The following is a 17,416-nucleotide window of genomic DNA, read 5'->3' as shown; positions in this document are numbered from 1 at the left end:
GCCAAAGACGAGATCGGAGGGTTTGTTAGGGTTTTGGTGGAGAGTGATTTTGTAGCGTTGGCTTAAGATGAAATACAAGATAAAACGCCTAAACCCTTTGCTTTCTCTTTTATCCAAAGGCCACCAATTCGCTAGGGCTATATTTAATGGGGGCTTATAATCGGTTTCATCTAAACGGGTGCTGTCTGTATAAGCGTCTAATAGGGGTTGGAACATGGCTATCCTTTAAAGGAGTATTTTACAAAAAATTTTTTTTAAATCAAAGGCTTGATTAGGGCTAAATCAGGCTCATTGATGCAATGCGTGGCGTGCTGTTTTAAAATTTCTTTAGCGTTGAAAGCGATTTTAATACGGGCATGTTTGAACATGCTCAAGTCATTCGCCCCATCGCCCACGACTAAAGTGCGATCTTTACTGATATTCAACAAGCGTTGTAGGGCGAGAAGCATTTCGCCCTTAGAGTGTGAAAACATCATATGCCCGGTAACCAAGCCGTTTAAGGCGTTATTTTCCGCTATCAGCGTGTTACTGAAAGCCGCATCTAAATTTAATAAATCCCTATAATGATTGGTCGCTAGATCAAAGCCCCCACTAAAGCAAACCACTTTGTAATTTTTCTCTTTTAAGGTGCTAATAAGATCAAGTGCTCCTTTAAATAAAGGCAGACTTTCACAAACTTCTTTGGCTAGTTTTAAGGGCATGTTTTTGAGTTTAGAAACCCTTAAAATAAGACTTTTATGGAAATCTGTCTCGCCATTCATAGCTTGCGAAGTGATCTCTTTCACTTCATCAAACACCCCCCACGCTCTCGCTAAAGACTCAATCGTCTCAGCATTGACTAGCGTGGAGTCAAAATCAAAAACGGCTAGTTTTTGCACCCAATACCCTAAAATTAAGATTTCCTGCTTTTAGCGATCCCTTTGACATACTGATCAGCCAAATACAAGCCATGGTTTTCATTACCAATCAACTCAATTTTATCTAAAATATCCTTGAAAAGCACTTCTTCTTCATGCTGTTCAGCCACATACCATTGCAAGAAATTGAAAGTCGCATGATCTTTGCTTTTTATGGCGTGATCAACGATATTATTAATGGACTCGCTGATGTGTTGCTCATGTTCATAGGCTTTTTGGAAAATTTGAGTCAAACCTTCAAACTTATGCTCAGGGGCGCTGATGCTGGTCAATTGCACAGGCACATTGTTTTCATTCAAGAAGATGATGAGCTTTTTAGCATGCTCGTATTCTTCAGCCGCATGGTCAAACAAGAAAAGCCCTGCGCCATCTAAGCTATGGGTATAGCACCAAGAACTCATGCTCATATACAAGTTGGAAGAGTTCATTTCCTTATTCACTTGTTCGTTTAGCAACTTAATGATGTCTTTTGATAACATAGTATCTCCTTTGTGTTGGTTTAAGTTGTCCCATAATTATAGCATAAATGATAATGAAAAAGTAAACAAGAGTATGAAAATTTTTAAAAATTTATAAAAATGAGAAAGAACGCCAGCTAATCCCCTAATAAAGCTTAGATTTTATCATAAAAGCGCTTTTAATGAGAATTAAGTCAAAAAAGGGGGCTGGTATCAATAGGGGGGATTAAAAGGGATATTTTTATATAGTATATAAAAAGCATTCTTCAATCCAAAAATGCTACAATGTTTATCTTTAAAATGAAAGGCGATTTAACCATGGACTTTTTAGAAAAAGTATTAGACAATCAAGTTACTGAAAGTGAAGAATTAGTGAAGCTTTATGATTATGATTTATACACGCTAGGGGAAGCAGCGGATCACATGCGCCAAAACATGCACCAAAAAATCGTGTATTTTAATGTCAATAGGCATTTAAACCCTAGCAATATTTGCGCAGACGCTTGCAAATTTTGCGCTTTTTCAGCCCACAGAAAAAACCCTAACCCTTATGAAATGAGCTTAGAAGAAATCCTAGAAAAGGTTAAAAATTCCTACAACAAGGGGATTAAAGAAGTCCATATCGTGAGCGCTCATAACCCTAATTACTCTTATGAGTGGTATTTAAAGGTGTTTGAAACCATTAAACAAGAAATGCCTAACTTGCATTTAAAGGCCATGACTGCTGCGGAAGTGCATTTTTTAAGCACTAAATTCAACAAACCTTTTGAATTGGTGCTAGAAGACATGCTCAAAGCCGGGGTGGATTCCATGCCTGGTGGGGGGGCAGAGATTTTTGATGAAGAGATCAGGCGTAAGATCTGTAGTGGTAAGGTGGGTTCTTCTCGGTGGTTAGAAATCCATGCTTATTGGCACAAATTAGGCAAAATGAGTAACGCTACCATGCTTTTTGGGCATATTGAAGATAAAATCCATCGCATCGATCACATGCTGAGAATCAAAAAAATTCAAAGCCCTAAAAATAAAGTGGAAAATAAAGAAGGGGGCTTTAACGCATTTATTCCCTTATTGTATCAAAAAGAAAACAATTATTTGAAAGTGGGAAAATCCCCTAGCGCGATAGAAATCCTAAAAACCATCGCTATATCTCGCATTCTTTTAAACAATATCCCCCACATTAAAGCCTATTGGGCGACTTTGGGCTTGAATTTGGCTTTAGTGGCTCAAGAATTTGGTGCTAACGATTTGGACGGCACGATAGAAATAGAGAGCATTCAAAGCGCGGCCGGCGCGAAAAGCCGGCATGGTTTAGAAAAAGAAGATTTGATATTTAAAATCAAGGATTCTGGCTTTGTTGCGGTAGAAAGGGATAGTCTGTATAATTTTATACAAAAATTTTAATAATTTTTAGCGTTTTTAAGAATGATTAGTTATAATAATGCTACTAACAACACTCAAGCTAAAATCTATTAAGGAAATCAGTATTAAAAAATTTATTCTATCTTCTCTTGTTTTCGCATATATGAATACCAGCGTTGGAGCTTTAGAAAATGACGGCTCTAAACCAAACGATTTGGCTCCGCCAAAAGAAGCCTCTCAAGAATCTCCAAAAAATGAGGCTCCAAAAAATGAGGCTCCAAAAAATGAAGTTCAAAGAAATGAAGCTCAAAAAGAAACCCCCCAATCCAATCAAACGCCTAAAGAAATGAAAGTCAAGTCCATTTCTTATGTCGGGCTTTCTTACATGTCTGACATGCTCGCTAATGAAATTGTAAAGATTCGTGTGGGCGATATTGTGGATTCTAAAAAAATAGACACCGCTGTTTTGGCTTTGTTCAATCAAGGGTATTTTAAAGACGTTTATGCCACTTTTGAAGGCGGCATATTAGAGTTTCATTTTGATGAAAAAGCCAGGATTGCCGGCGTAGAAATCAAGGGTTATGGGACTGAAAAGGAAAAAGACGGCTTAAAATCCCAAATGGGGATCAAAAAGGGCGACACCTTTGATGAGCAAAAATTAGAGCATGCTAAAACGGCTTTAAAAACAGCTTTAGAGGGGCAGGGCTATTATGGGAGCGTGGTGGAGGTGCGCACCCAAAAGGTCAGTGAGGGCGCGTTATTGATCGTGTTTGATGTGAATAGGGGGGATAGTATTTATATCAAACAATCCATTTATGAAGGAAGCGATAAATTAAAACGCCGTGTGATTGAATCTTTGAGCGCGAACAAGCAGCGCGATTTCATGGGCTGGATGTGGGGCTTGAATGATGGGAAATTGCGCTTAGATCAATTAGAATACGATTCTTTGCGTATCCAAGATGTGTACATGCGTAGGGGTTACTTAGACGCTCATATTTCTTCGCCTTTTTTGAAAACGGATTTTTCCACCCATGACGCTAAGCTCCATTATAAGGTCAAAGAGGGGATTCAATACAGGATTTCAGATATTTTAATAGAGATTGACAACCCGGTAGTCCCCTTAAAAACCTTAGAAAAAGCCCTTAAAGTTAAAAGGAAAGATGTCTTTAATATTGAGCATTTAAGAGCGGATGCGCAAATTTTAAAAACCGAAATCGCTGATAAGGGCTATGCGTTTGCGGTGGTGAAGCCAGACTTGGATAAGGACGAAAAAAACGGGCTTGTGAAAGTCATTTATCGTATTGAAGTGGGCGATATGGTGTATATCAATGATGTCATCATTTCAGGGAACCAACGCACGAGCGATCGAATCATTAGGAGGGAATTGTTACTAGGGCCTAAGGATAAATACAACTTGACCAAACTGAGAAATTCCGAAAATTCTTTAAGGCGTTTAGGGTTTTTCTCTAAAGTCAAAATTGAAGAAAAAAGGGTGAATAGCTCGCTTATGGATTTGTTAGTGAGCGTAGAAGAGGGGCGCACCGGGCAGTTGCAATTTGGGTTAGGCTATGGCTCTTATGGAGGGCTTATGCTTAATGGGAGCGTGAGCGAAAGGAATCTTTTTGGCACCGGGCAAAGCATGAGCTTGTATGCTAACATCGCTACAGGGGGAGGCAGATCTTATCCGGGCATGCCAAGAGGAGCGGGGCGTATGTTTGCGGGGAATTTGAGCTTGACTAATCCAAGGATTTTTGACAGCTGGTATAGCTCTACGATCAATCTTTATGCGGATTACAGGATAAGCTACCAATACATCCAACAAGGCGGAGGTTTTGGGGTGAATGTCGGGCGCATGCTGGGTAACAGAACCCATGTGAGCTTAGGGTATAACTTGAATGTTACCAAGCTCCTTGGTTTCAGCAGCCCCTTATACAACCGCTACTATTCCTCTGTTAATGAAGTGGTCTCTCCAAGGCAATGTTCCACACCCGCATCCGTGATTATCAACCGCTTATCAGGCGGTAGAACTCCATTGGTCCCTGAAAGCTGTTCTAATCCTGGAGCGATTACCACTTCACCAGAAATAAAAGGTATTTGGGATAGGGATTACCACACGCCTATCACCAGCTCTTTCACTCTTGATGTGAGCTATGACAACACCGATGATTATTATTTCCCTAGAAATGGGGTTATCTTTAGCTCTTATGCGACGATGTCTGGTTTGCCAAGCTCTGGCACGCTCAATTCGTGGAACGGGTTAGGCGGGAATGTCCGTAACACTAAAGTCTATGGTAAATTCGCCGCTTACCACCATTTGCAAAAATATTTATTGATAGATTTGATCGCTCGCTTTAAAACGCAAGGGGGCTATATCTTTAGGTATAACACCGATGATTACTTGCCCTTAAACTCCACTTTCTATATGGGGGGCGTAACCACGGTGAGAGGCTTTAGAAACGGCTCAGTTACGCCTAAAGATGAGTTTGGCTTGTGGCTTGGAGGCGATGGGATTTTCACCGCTTCCACTGAGTTGAGCTATGGGGTGTTAAAAGCGGCTAAAATGCGCTTAGCGTGGTTTTTTGACTTTGGTTTTCTAACCTTTAAAACCCCAACTAGGGGGAGCTTCTTCTATAACGCTCCCCTCACGACAGCGAATTTTAAAGATTATGGCGTGATAGGGGCTGGGTTTGAAAGAGCGACTTGGAGGGCTTCTACAGGCTTACAGATTGAATGGATTTCGCCCATGGGGCCTTTGGTGTTGATTTTCCCTATAGCGTTTTTCAACCAATGGGGCGATGGCAATGGCAAGAAATGTAAAGGGCTGTGCTTCAACCCCAACATGGACGATTACACGCAACACTTTGAATTTTCTATGGGAACAAGGTTTTAAAATGCGCATCAACAGAGAAGAAATTTTGGATTTAATGAAAAACGCGCCCTTGAAAGAATTAGGGCAAAGGGCTTTGAGAGTAAAGCAACGCTTGCACCCTGAAAACCTGACGACTTTTATTGTGGATAGGAATATCAATTACACCAATATTTGTTTTGTGGATTGTAAGTTTTGCGCGTTCAAACGCACTTTAAAAGAAAAAGACGCCTATGTGTTGAGCTATGAAGAAATTGATCAAAAGATTGAAGAATTGCTCGCTATTGGCGGCACGCAGATCCTTTTTCAAGGGGGGGTGCACCCGCAGCTCAAAATAGACTATTATGAAAATTTAGTCAGCCATATCGCTCAAAAATTCCCCACCATTACCATTCATGGTTTTAGCGCGGTTGAGATTGATTACATTTCTAAAATCTCTAAATTGTCTTTAAAAGAAGTTTTAGAAAGGTTGAAAAACGCCGGGTTAAGCTCCATTCCAGGAGCGGGAGCAGAAATATTAAGCGATAGGGTGCGCGATGTCATTGCTCCTAAAAAATTGAGCAGCGATCGGTGGATTGAAGTGCATAGAATGGCACACCTTTGCGGGATTAAAAGCACGGCTACCATGATGTTTGGGAGCGTGGATAATGAAGAAGATGTAATAGAGCATTTACAAAGGGTGCGCGATCTGCAAGATGAAACCGGCGGCTTTAGGGCTTTTATTTTATGGAGCTTTCAGCCCAACAACACCCCTTTAAAAGAAGAAATCCCTAGCATTAAAAAAGCGAGTTCCAATCGGTATTTACGCTATTTGGCATGCAGTAGGATTTTTTTAGATAACGTTCAAAACATCCAAAGCTCATGGATTACTCAAGGCTCTATGATAGGGCAGTTAGCCTTATTGTTTGGAGCGAATGATTTAGGGAGTGTGATGATGGAAGAAAATGTAGTGAAAGCGGCCGGAACGAGTTTTTGCATGAATGAAGCGGAAATGATAGAGCTTATTGAAGACATTGGGAGCGTGGCGGCTAAGCGAAACACCGCTTATGAAATCTTAAAGCGTTATCCGGCTAAAGCAAAGGTATAAAGAGCATGAAAAAAATTTTAATCACTTTATTATTAGGAGTTTTTATGGGGTTACAAGCGAGCACTTTGACACACCAAGAAATCAATCAAGCTAAAGTCCCTGTGATTTATGAAGAAAACCATTTATTGCCTATGGGGTTTATCCATTTAGCTTTTAGAGGGGGTGGGAGCTTGAGCGATAAAAACCAGTTGGGTTTGGCGAAATTGTTCGCGCAAGTTTTAAACGAAGGCACTAAAGAGCTTGGTGCAGTGGGGTTTGCGCAAGCTTTAGAGCAAAAAGCGATCAGTTTGAATGTGGATACCAGCGCAGAAGATTTGCAAATCACTTTAGAATTTTTAAAAGAATACGAAGATGAAGCCATCACGCACTTAAAAGAGCTTTTAAAATCCCCTAATTTCACGCAAAACGCTTTAGAAAAAGTCAAAACCAGAATGTTAGCCCAACTTTTACAAAAAGAAAGCGATTTTGATTATTTGGCTAAACTGACTTTAAAACAAGAGCTTTTTGCTAACACCCCTTTAGCTAATGCGGCTTTAGGCACTAAAGAGAGTCTCCAAAAAATCAAGCTAGACGATTTGAAACAGCAATTTGCTAAGGTTTTTGAACTCAATAAACTCGTGGTGGTGCTTGGGGGCGATTTGAAAGTCAATCAAACGCTCAATCGTTTAAATAACGCCCTCAATTTCTTGCCACAAGGTAAAGCCTATGAAGAGCCTTATTTTGAAACGAGCGCTAAAATGGGTGAAAAAATCCTTTATAAAGACACTGAGCAGGCTTTCGTGTATTTTGGCGCGCCCTTTAAAATCAAGGATTTAAAACAGGATTTAGCGAAATCTAAAGTCATGATGTTTGTGCTTGGGGGGGGGTTTGGCTCTCGTTTAATGGAAAAAATCAGGGTTCAAGAGGGCTTGGCTTATAGCGTGTATATCCGCTCCAACTTTTCTAAAGTGGCGCATTTTGCGAGCGGGTATTTGCAAACCAAGCTCAGCACTCAAGCTAAAAGCGTTGCCTTAGTTAAAAAAATCGTTAAAGAATTTATAGAAAAAGGCATGACGCAACAAGAATTAGACGACGCTAAAAAGTTTTTACTAGGCTCTGAGCCTTTAAGGAATGAGACGATCTCAAGCCGCTTGAACACCACTTACAATTATTTTTATTTGGGTTTGCCTTTGGATTTCAACCAAACGCTCTTGGATCAAATCCAAAAAATGAGTTTGAAAGAGATCAATGATTTCATTAAAGCGCACACCGAAATCAACGACTTGACTTTTGCTATTGTGAGCAATAAGAAGAAGGACAAATGATGCCATTTGAAGCTGTAATCGGGCTAGAAGTCCATGTCCAACTCAACACCAAAACCAAAATCTTTTGCTCTTGCTCTACAAGCTTTGGAGAAACCCCCAATTCTAATACATGCCCTGTGTGTTTGGGCTTACCGGGAGCTTTACCGGTGTTGAATAAAGAAGTGGTTAAAAAAGCCATCCAATTAGGCACAGCCATTGAAGCCCATATCAACCAATATTCCATTTTTGCGAGGAAAAATTATTTTTACCCTGATTTGCCTAAGGCTTATCAAATTTCGCAGTTTGAAGTCCCTATTGTGAGCGATGGGAAATTAGAGATTGACACCAAAGAGGGCGCAAAAATCGTGCGTATTGAAAGAGCCCACATGGAAGAAGACGCCGGTAAAAATATCCATGATGGCAGCTGTTCTTTAGTGGATTTGAACCGCGCTTGCACCCCTTTATTAGAAATTGTCAGCAAGCCGGACATGAAAAATAGTGAAGAAGCCATAGCGTATTTGAAAAAGCTCCATGCTATCGTGCGTTTTATAGGGATTTCTGATGCGAACATGCAAGAGGGGAATTTCAGGTGCGATGCGAATGTGTCCATCAGGCCCAAAGGCGATGAAAAGCTTTACACGAGGGTGGAGATTAAAAACTTAAATAGTTTTAGATTCATCGCTAAAGCGATTGAATACGAGATAGAGCGCCAAAGCGTGGCGTGGGAGAACGGGCGTTATAGTGAAGAGGTGGTTCAAGAAACGCGTCTTTTTGACACCGCCAAAGGGATCACCCTTTCTATGCGCAATAAAGAAGAATCAGCGGATTACCGCTATTTTAAAGATCCGGATTTGTATCCTGTTTTTATTGATGAGAAACTTTTAAAAGAAGCTCAAAAGATCAATGAATTGCCCAGTGCGAAAAAAATCCGCTACATGAAAGATTTTAACCTTAAAGAAGACGATGCGAATTTATTGGTGAGCGATCCTTTATTGGCGGAGTATTTTGAAAGCATGCTCAATCTTGGGGTTAAGGCTAAAACGAGCGTGACATGGCTTTGCGTGGAATTATTAGGGCGCTTGAAGGCTGAAATCACTTTAGAGAATTGCGGAGTTAGCGCTCACATGTTAGGCGCTTTAGCCAAACGCATTGATGAGGGCAAGATTTCAGGTAAGAGCGCTAAAGATGTATTAGACAAGCTTTTAGAAGAGCAAGGGGGCGATGTGGATACCCTTATTGAACAAATGGGCTTGTCTCAAGTCAATGACACGGAAGCGATTGTTAAAGTCATAGAAGAAGTGTTAAAAAGCAACGCTGATAAGGTGCTTGAATACAAAAGCGGTAAGGATAAGCTTTTTGGGTTTTTTGTAGGCCAAGCGATGAAAAATCTAAAAGGCGCTAATCCTAGCGTGGTGAATACTATTTTGAAAGAGAAATTGGGTTGATGAGGAAAATTTTTTCTTATGTTTTGAAGGCTTTGTTGTTTATTGGGATCGTTCATGCAGAGCCGGAATCTAAAGTAGAAGCCTTAGAAGGGAGGAGGCAAGAGTCTTCTTTGGATAAAAAAATCCGCCAAGAATTGAAGAATAAGGATTTGAAAAATAAAGAATTGAAAAATAAAAAAGAAGAAAAGAAAAACACTGAAGAAAAGAAAGAAACAAAAGCCAAAAGAAAGCCCAGAGCAGAAGTCCATCATGGGGATGCCAAAAATCCCGCTCCAAAGATCACGCCTCCTAAAATCAAAGAGAACGCTAAAGGAGTTCAAAATCAAGGCGTTCAAAGCAACGCGCCAAAACTTGAAGAAAAAGAGACAACCCCTCAAACTCTTGAAAAAAAGGGATCAAGCCCTAGCTCTCAATTCAATTCTATTTTCGGTAATCCTAATGACGCTGCAGGAAACACCCTTGAAGATAAGGTCGTAGGGGGCATTTCTTTGCTTGTTAATGGATCGCCTATCACGCTGTATCAAATCCAAGAAGAGCAAGAAAAATCTAAGGTGAGTAAAGCTCAAGCAAGGGATCGTTTGATCGCGGAGCGCATTAAAAACCAGGAAATTGAGCGCTTAAAAATCCATGTAGATGACGACAAGCTAGACCAAGAAATGGCGATGATGGCGCAACAACAAGGCATGGATTTAGACCATTTCAAACAGATGCTTATGGCTGAGGGGCATTATAAACTCTATAGAGATCAGCTTAAGGAGCATTTAGAAATGCAAGAATTGTTGCGTAATATCTTACTCACCAATGTAGATACCAGCTCTGAAACCAAAATGCGCGAGTATTACAACAAACACAAGGAGCAATTCAGTATCCCCACAGAAATAGAAACCGTGCGCTACACTTCCACCAATCAAGAAGATTTAGAAAGGGCTATGGCAGACCCTAATTTAGAAATTCCAGGGGTGAGTAAGGCTAATGAAAAAATAGAGATGAAAACCCTAAACCCCCAAATCGCTCAAGTCTTTATTTCGCATGAGCAAGGCTCTTTTACGCCCGTTATGAATGGGGGTGGGGGGCAGTTTATCACCTTTTATATCAAGGAAAAGAAGGGTAAAAACGAAGTGAGCTTCAGTCAAGCCAAGCAATTCATCGCCCAAAAATTAGTGGAAGAATCTAAAGATAAGATTTTAGAAGAGCATTTTGAAAAATTGCGCGTTAAGTCTAGGATTGTGATGATTAGAGAGTGATTTTTAGATTGTGCAACACTTCAATTTCCTCTATAAAGATTCTTTATTTTCTATCGCTTTATTCACTTTCATTATCGCTCTTGTGATTTTATTAGAACAGGCTAGGGCGTATTTCACCCAAAAGAAAAACAAAAAATTTTTACAAAAATTCGCCCAAAATCAAAACGCTTATGCGGGCAGTGAGAATTTAGACGAGCTTTTAAAGCATGCTAAAATTTCCAGTTTGATGTTTTTAGCCAGAGCGTATTCTAAAGCGGATGTACAAATGAGTATTGAAATCTTAAAAGGGCTTTTGAATCGCTCCTTAAAAGATGAAGAAAAAATCGCTGTTTTAGATTTATTAGCTGAAAATTATTTTAGTGTAGGGTATTTGCAAAAAACAAAAGACACCGTGAAAGAAATTTTGCGTTTTTCCCCAAGGAATGTGGAAGCGTTGTTGAAACTTTTGCATGCATATGAATTAGAAAAAGATTATTCAAAGGCTTTAGAGACTTTGGAATGTTTGGAAGAATTAGAAGTGCCTGAAATTGAAACGATTAAAAATTACCTTTATCTCATGCATTTAATAGAGAATATAGAGAATAAGGAAGATGCGGCTAAAATCTTGCATGTTTCAAAAGCGTCGTTGGATTTGAAAAAAATCGCTTTAAATTATTTAAAATCTTATGATGAAAATCTTTTTTGGCAAGAGATTGATGCAACCGAACGGCTAGAAAATGTGATCGATCTTTTATGGGATATGAATATCCCTGCTTTTATTTTAGAAAAACACGCCCTTTTGCAAGATATTGCACGATCTCAAGGGTTGCTTTTGGACAACAAACCTTGCCAAATTTTTGAATTAGAAGTTTTACGCGCTCTATTAAATAGCCCTATGAAAGCGCGTCTGACTTTTGAATACCGCTGCAAGCATTGCAAACAAATCTTTCCTTTTGAAAGCCATAGGTGCCCTGTGTGTTACCAGTTAGCGTTTATGGATATGGTGCTTAAAATCTCTAAAAAAACGCATGCTATGGGAGTGGATTAAGATGCAAGAAATTGAAATTTTTTGCGATGGTTCTTCTTTAGGCAATCCTGGGCCAGGCGGGTATGCGGCGATTTTACGCTATAAAGATAAAGAAAAAATCATCAGTGGGGGCGAAAATTTCACCACGAATAACCGCATGGAATTAAGAGCGCTCAATGAAGCGTTAAAAGTTTTGAAACACCCATGCCATATCACGCTTTATAGCGATTCGCAATACGTGTGCCAAGCGATCAATGTGTGGCTGATTAACTGGCAAAAAAAGAATTTTTCTAAAGTTAAAAATGTGGATTTATGGAAAGAATTTTTAAAAGTCTCTAAAGGGCATTTGATTGTGGCTGTTTGGATCAAGGGGCATAACGGGCATGCTGAGAATGAACGATGCGATAACCTCGCTAAATTAGAGGCGCAAAAACGGGTCAAAACGACCACTTAAAGGGAAAAATGATGAAAAACAAACGCTCTCAAAACAGCCCTTATGTAACGCCTAATAACCCTTATCTAACGCTAGAAAAAGCTTTGGGGTATTCTTTTAAAGACAAGCGTTTATTGGAGCAAGCCTTAACGCATAAATCATGCAAGCTCGCTTTAAACAATGAGCGCTTGGAATTTTTGGGCGATGCGGTGTTGGGTTTGGTGATAGGGGAGCTGCTATACCATAAATTTTATCAATACGATGAGGGCAAACTCTCTAAATTAAGGGCTTCTATTGTGAGCGCGCATGGTTTCACTAAATTAGCGAAAGCGATTGCTTTGCAAGATTATTTGCGCGTTTCTTCTTCTGAAGAAATTTCTAAAGGGAGAGAAAAACCCTCTATTTTATCAAGCGCTTTTGAGGCTTTAATGGCTGGGGTGTATTTAGAAGCAGGATTAGCTAAAGTGCGTAAGATTATACAGAATTTACTCAATCGCGCTTACAAGCGTTTGGATTTGGAGCATTTGTTTATGGATTATAAAACCGCTTTGCAGGAATTGACCCAAGCGCAATTTTGCGTGATCCCCACTTACCAATTGCTCCAAGAAAAAGGGCCAGACCATCATAAAGAATTTGAAATGGCTCTATACATTCAAGATAAAATGTATGCGACCGCTAAAGGCAAAAGCAAAAAAGAAGCCGAACAGCAATGCGCCTATCAAGCGCTCCAAAAACTGAAGGAAGCCAAATGAACACTTTGGGGCGTTTTTTAAGGCTCACGACCTTTGGGGAATCGCATGGGGATATGATAGGGGGGGTATTAGACGGCATGCCTAGCGGGATTAAAATAGACTATGCGCTATTAGAAAATGAAATGAAGCGCCGCCAAGGGGGGAGGAACGTTTTCATTACGCCACGAAAAGAAGACGATAAGGTGGAAATAACAAGCGGTGTTTTTGAAGATTTTAGCACAGGGACGCCCATAGGGTTTTTAATCCACAACCAAAGGGCTAGGAGCAAGGATTACGATAACATTAAAAACCTTTTTAGGCCTAGCCATGCGGATTTCACTTATTTTCATAAATACGGCATCAGGGATTTTAGGGGTGGGGGGAGGAGTTCAGCCAGAGAGAGCGCTATAAGAGTGGCTGCTGGGGCGTTTGCTAAAATGCTTTTAAGAGAAATCGGTATTGTTTGTGAAAGCGGGATTATTAAAATTGGGGGTATTGAAGCCAAAAATTACGATTTTAATCACGCTTTAAAAAGCGAGATTTTTGCCTTAGACAAAGAACAAGAAGAAGCGCAAAAAACAGCCATTCAAAACGCTATCAAAAACCACGATAGCATCGGGGGCGTGGCTTTGATTAGAGCAAGGAGCACAAAAACCAATCAAAAACTCCCCATTGGCTTGGGTCAAGGGCTATACGCTAAATTAGACGCTAAAATCGCTGAAGCGATGATGGGGCTTAACGGGGTGAAAGCGGTTGAAATAGGCAAGGGGGTAGAAAGCTCTTCACTAAAAGGCTCAGAGTATAACGATTTAATGAGTCAAAAAGGGTTTTTGAGCAATCATAGCGGAGGGGTTTTAGGGGGCATGAGCAATGGGGAAGAAATTATCGTAAGGGTGCATTTCAAACCCACGCCAAGCATTTTCCAACCTCAACAAACCATAGACATTAACAATAACGAATGCGAATGCTTGTTGAAAGGCAGGCATGATCCTTGCATTGCGATTAGAGGGAGCGTGGTGTGCGAAAGTTTGCTTTCATTGGTGTTAGCCGATATGGTATTACTCAATTTGACTTCAAAAATAGAGTATTTAAAAACGATTTATAATGAGAATTAAACGAAATTGGATACAATCAGCTTAAAAAGGATATAAAAGTGGAAAAATTACCTAAAAAACGAGTTTCTAAAACCAAATCACAAAAACTTATCCATAGCCTAACCACCCAAAAAAACAGAGCCTTCCTTAAAAAAATCAGCGCTAATGAAATGCTTTTAGAGTTAGAAAAAGGGGCGTTTAAAAAAAATGAAGCCTATTTTATTTCTGATGAAGAAGATAAAAATTACGTTTTAGTGCCGGATAATGTGATCTCTCTTTTGGCAGAAAACGCCAGAAAGGCTTTTGAAGCCAGGCTCAGGGCGGAATTAGAAAGGGATATTATCACCCAAGCGCCGATTGATTTTGAAGACGTGCGCGAAGTTTCCTTACAATTATTGGAAAATTTACGCCAAAAAGACGGGAATTTGCCCAATATCAACACCCTAAACTTTGTCAAACAAATCAAAAAAGAACACCCTAATTTATTTTTTAATTTTGACAACATGTTCAAACAACCCCCTTTCAATGAGAATAATTTTGAAAATTTTGACAATAACGATGAGGAAAATTTTTAATGCAAACCATTGATTTTGAAAAATTTTCACAATATTCCAAGCCCGGCCCGCGATACACCAGCTACCCCACAGCGGTGGAGTTTAAAGAAAATTTTAATGAAGAGAGCTTGAAAACGGCGTTTTTTAACCATGACAATCTCAAAAACCCCATGCCCTTATCGCTTTATACGCATTTGCCCTTTTGCAGGAGCGCGTGTTATTTTTGCGCTTGTTCAGTCATTTACACCAGTTTAGAAGAGAAAAAAGTCCGCTATATCAGCTACCTTAAAAAAGAACTCGCCCTTTTAAAAAACGCGATGGACACTAACAGAGAAGTGGCGCAATTCCACTATGGTGGCGGCACGCCGACCTTTTTTTCGCCCATTCAATTAGATGAGATCACGCAAAGCATTCAAGAAGTTTTCCCCAATTTCAGCAAAGATATTGAAATGAGTTGCGAGATTGACCCTAGGCATTTCACTAAAGAACACATGCAAACCTTGTTTGATAGGGGGTTTAACCGCTTGAGTTTTGGGGTGCAAGATTTTGATTTTGAAGTCCAAAAAGCCATTCACCGGATTCAGCCTTTTGAAATGGTTCAAGAATCGGTGAAGCTCGCCAGAGATTACGGCATCAAATCCATTAATTTTGATTTGATTTATGGCTTACCCAACCAGACTAAAGAAAGTTTTTTAAAAACTTTGGAATGGGTTTTGAAATTGGATCCGGACCGATTAGCGGTGTTTAATTACGCGCATGTGCCTTGGGTGAAAAAAACGATGCGTAAAATTGATGAAACCCTATTGCCAAGCCCTAGAGACAAACTAGAGATTTTAGAATCCCTCATTAGTTTTTTAGAAAAAGCCAACTACCAAATGATAGGCATGGATCATTTCGCTAAAAGCGATAACGAATTGTATTTAGCCCTTCAAAAAGCGGAATTACGCCGTAATTTTCAAGGCTATACCACGAAGAAATTCACTCAAACCATTGGCATTGGCGTTACGAGCATTGGCGAAGGGGGCGATTATTACACGCAAAATTATAAAGACTTGCACCACTATGAAAAAGCCCTTGATTTGGGGCATTTACCGGTAGAAAGGGGTGTAGCGCTCAGTCAAGAAGATGTTTTAAGAAAAGAAGTGATCATGCAAATGATGAGTAATTTAAAATTGGATTATTCTAAGATTGAAGAAAAATTTTCTGTTGATTTTAAAGCGCATTTTAAAAAAGAATTAGAAAAATTAAAGCCTTATGAAGAAGCGGGCTTGCTTTCTTTCAATTCTAAAGGCTTTGAGGTGACAAGAACGGGGGGCATGCTCGTAAGAAACATGGCTATGGAGTTTGACGCGTATTTGCGTGGGGGCGAAAAACATTTCAGTAAAACGCTATGAATGGAAATATTTTTGAAGAAGTAGGGGACGCTTGCGTTAAATGCGCTAAATGCGTGCCAGGTTGCACGATATATCGCATTCATAAAGACGAGGCGACTTCGCCTAGAGGCTTTTTAGATTTGATGCGCCTAAACGCTCAAAACAAGCTCCCATTAGACGCAAATTTAAAACACCTTTTAGAAACTTGTTTTTTATGCACCGCTTGTGTGGAAATTTGCCCTTTTCATTTGCCCATAGACACTTTAATAGAAAAAGCCAGAGAAAAAATCGCTCAAAAGCATGGCATCGCTTGGTATAAAAAATCCTATTTTTCCCTTTTAAAAAACCGCAAAAAAATGGATAGAGTGTTTTCAACTGCGCATTTTTTAGCCCCTTGTATCTTCAAGCAAGTAGGGGATAGTTTAGAGCCTAGGGCGGTGTTTAAAGGCTTGTTCAAACGCTTTAAAAAAAGCGCTCTGCCTCCCTTAAATCAAAAAAGCTTTTTACAAAAGCACACAGAGGTTAAGCCTTTAGAAAACCCCATTCAAAAAGTGGCGATCTTTATAGGGTGCTTGAGCAATTACCATTACCAGCAAGTGGGGGAAAGCTTGTTGTATATTTTAGAAAAACTCAACATTCAAGCGATCATCCCTAAGCAAGAATGCTGCTCAGCCCCTGCGTATTTTACCGGCGATAAAGACACCACGCTTTTTTTAGTGAAAAAAAACATAGAATGGTTTGAAAGCTATTTAGATGGAGTGGATGCGATCATTGTGCCTGAAGCCACATGCGCTAGCATGCTCATCAACGATTATTACAAGGTGTTTTTGGGCGAAAAAGATAAGGATTTGTATGTGAAGCGCTTGGAAAAAATCACGCCTAAAATCTATCTGGCGAGCGTGTTTTTAGAGAAACACACCCCTTTAAAAAATCTTTTAGAAAAAATCCCTAAGGGAAAAAAAGAGACTATCACCTATCATAACCCTTGCCATGCCAAAAAAACCCTAAACGCTCACAAAGAAGTGCGAAACTTGCTCAATGCGCATTATGAAATTAAAGAAATGCCGGACAATTGCTGCGGTTTTGGGGGGATTACGATGCAAACCGAAAAGGCGGAGTTTTCTTTAAAAGTGGGGCTTCTTAGGGCTAAAGAAATCATGGACACTCAAGCTAGAATTTTGAGCGCAGAATGTGGGGCATGCCACATGCAATTAAACAACGCTTTAAAGTCTTTAGATGACCCTAACACCCCCTCTTTTTCACACCCTTTAGAACTCATCGCTAAAGCTTTAAAAAGCGCTGAATAGAGATTAAAAAGCGCTTAAAGGCATTTTTAACAATTAAAATATCAAAGAGCTTGCGAAAAGCAAGCGATAGCTTATTAAAAAAAAGCGGTCTTCTTGGGTTAGGGGGTTGTTAAAGGGGGTTGTAGGGGGGGAATTATTTCAAAATACCCCCTATCCCTTAAGAATTTTACAATAAAATGAAATCTAAAACGATAAAGCAAGTTAATTAAAATCCTATTTTTTTATATAATACAGAGCTTTAACACCACTATAAGGAATG

Annotated in this window: 14 protein-coding genes and 2 pseudogenes; 13 read left to right on the top strand and 3 right to left on the bottom strand. The window is 39.7% G+C overall.

Features of this window, described 5'->3' with window-relative positions; genetic code table 11:
- The 3 genes and pseudogenes from G6069_RS03805 to G6069_RS03795 all read right to left on the bottom strand — a co-directional run.
- Positions 1 to 216: pseudogene (locus G6069_RS03805) on the bottom strand (glycosyltransferase family 10 domain-containing protein); the annotation flags it as partial.
- Between the two features lie 38 nt (positions 217 to 254).
- Positions 255 to 878: a phosphoserine phosphatase SerB gene (gene serB / locus G6069_RS03800; protein ID WP_197293428.1), complete on the bottom strand. Its 624-nt coding sequence runs from the start codon at positions 876 to 878 to the stop codon at positions 255 to 257.
- 14 nt (positions 879 to 892) lie between these two features.
- Positions 893 to 1,396, bottom strand: coding sequence for a ferritin (locus tag G6069_RS03795; protein WP_000949190.1), 504 nt, complete (start codon positions 1,394 to 1,396; stop codon positions 893 to 895).
- Positions 1,397 to 1,693: 297 nt separating this feature from the next.
- On the opposite strand from G6069_RS03795, the gene mqnE reads away from it, so the two are divergent.
- The 13 genes and pseudogenes from mqnE to G6069_RS03730 all read left to right on the top strand — a co-directional run bounded on the left by mqnE (position 1,694) and on the right by G6069_RS03730 (position 17,157).
- Positions 1,694 to 2,776, top strand: a complete 1,083-nt coding sequence (gene mqnE / locus G6069_RS03790; protein WP_001890848.1) for an aminofutalosine synthase MqnE — start codon at positions 1,694 to 1,696, stop codon at positions 2,774 to 2,776.
- Positions 2,777 to 2,813: 37 nt separating this feature from the next.
- Positions 2,814 to 5,624, top strand: a complete 2,811-nt coding sequence (gene bamA, locus G6069_RS03785) for an outer membrane protein assembly factor BamA (protein WP_197293427.1) — start codon at positions 2,814 to 2,816, stop codon at positions 5,622 to 5,624.
- Position 5,625: 1 nt separating this feature from the next.
- Positions 5,626 to 6,687, top strand: coding sequence for a dehypoxanthine futalosine cyclase (locus G6069_RS03780; protein ID WP_197293426.1), 1,062 nt, complete (start codon positions 5,626 to 5,628; stop codon positions 6,685 to 6,687).
- A 5-nt stretch (positions 6,688 to 6,692) separates the two neighbouring features.
- Entirely contained in the window at positions 6,693 to 7,991 is a 1,299-nt protein-coding gene (locus tag G6069_RS03775) for a M16 family metallopeptidase (RefSeq protein WP_197293425.1), read from the top strand.
- On the top strand, positions 7,991 to 9,415 hold the full coding sequence (gene gatB, locus G6069_RS03770) for an Asp-tRNA(Asn)/Glu-tRNA(Gln) amidotransferase subunit GatB (protein WP_197293429.1): 1,425 nt from the start codon (positions 7,991 to 7,993) through the stop codon (positions 9,413 to 9,415). The genes G6069_RS03775 and gatB overlap by 1 nt, the downstream gene beginning before the upstream one ends.
- Positions 9,415 to 10,659: a SurA N-terminal domain-containing protein gene (locus G6069_RS03765; RefSeq protein WP_197293424.1), complete on the top strand. Its 1,245-nt coding sequence runs from the start codon at positions 9,415 to 9,417 to the stop codon at positions 10,657 to 10,659. Before gatB ends, G6069_RS03765 begins: the two co-directional genes overlap by 1 nt.
- Before the next feature lie 10 nt (positions 10,660 to 10,669).
- On the top strand, positions 10,670 to 11,686 hold the full coding sequence (locus G6069_RS03760; RefSeq protein WP_078304285.1) for a tetratricopeptide repeat protein: 1,017 nt from the start codon (positions 10,670 to 10,672) through the stop codon (positions 11,684 to 11,686).
- A 1-nt stretch (position 11,687) separates the two neighbouring features.
- Positions 11,688 to 12,174 (top strand): annotated as a pseudogene (gene rnhA, locus G6069_RS03755) (ribonuclease HI).
- Complete coding sequence (gene rnc, locus G6069_RS03750; RefSeq protein ID WP_001880297.1) at positions 12,131 to 12,850, top strand: ribonuclease III; 720 nt, start codon at positions 12,131 to 12,133, stop codon at positions 12,848 to 12,850. The pseudogene rnhA and the gene rnc overlap by 44 nt, the downstream one beginning before the upstream one ends.
- Entirely contained in the window at positions 12,847 to 13,944 is a 1,098-nt protein-coding gene (gene aroC / locus G6069_RS03745) for a chorismate synthase (protein ID WP_197293422.1), read from the top strand. Before rnc ends, aroC begins: the two co-directional genes overlap by 4 nt.
- A gap of 38 nt (positions 13,945 to 13,982) precedes the next feature.
- Entirely contained in the window at positions 13,983 to 14,498 is a 516-nt protein-coding gene (locus G6069_RS03740; protein WP_197293421.1) for a DUF2603 domain-containing protein, read from the top strand.
- Entirely contained in the window at positions 14,498 to 15,871 is a 1,374-nt protein-coding gene (gene hemN / locus G6069_RS03735; RefSeq protein WP_197293420.1) for an oxygen-independent coproporphyrinogen III oxidase, read from the top strand. The genes G6069_RS03740 and hemN overlap by 1 nt, the downstream gene beginning before the upstream one ends.
- The gene (locus tag G6069_RS03730) at positions 15,868 to 17,157 is read left to right on the top strand and encodes a (Fe-S)-binding protein (protein ID WP_197293419.1); all 1,290 of its coding nucleotides are present in this window, start codon (positions 15,868 to 15,870) and stop codon (positions 17,155 to 17,157) included. The genes hemN and G6069_RS03730 overlap by 4 nt, the downstream gene beginning before the upstream one ends.
- Positions 17,158 to 17,416: the final 259 nt, after the last annotated feature.

The organism is Helicobacter pylori, assembly GCF_017594925.1.
GTDB lineage: Bacteria > Campylobacterota > Campylobacteria > Campylobacterales > Helicobacteraceae > Helicobacter > Helicobacter pylori_DP.
The sequence above is the reverse complement of the archived record's forward strand: the minus strand, read 5'-3'. Positions and strand labels throughout refer to the sequence as shown.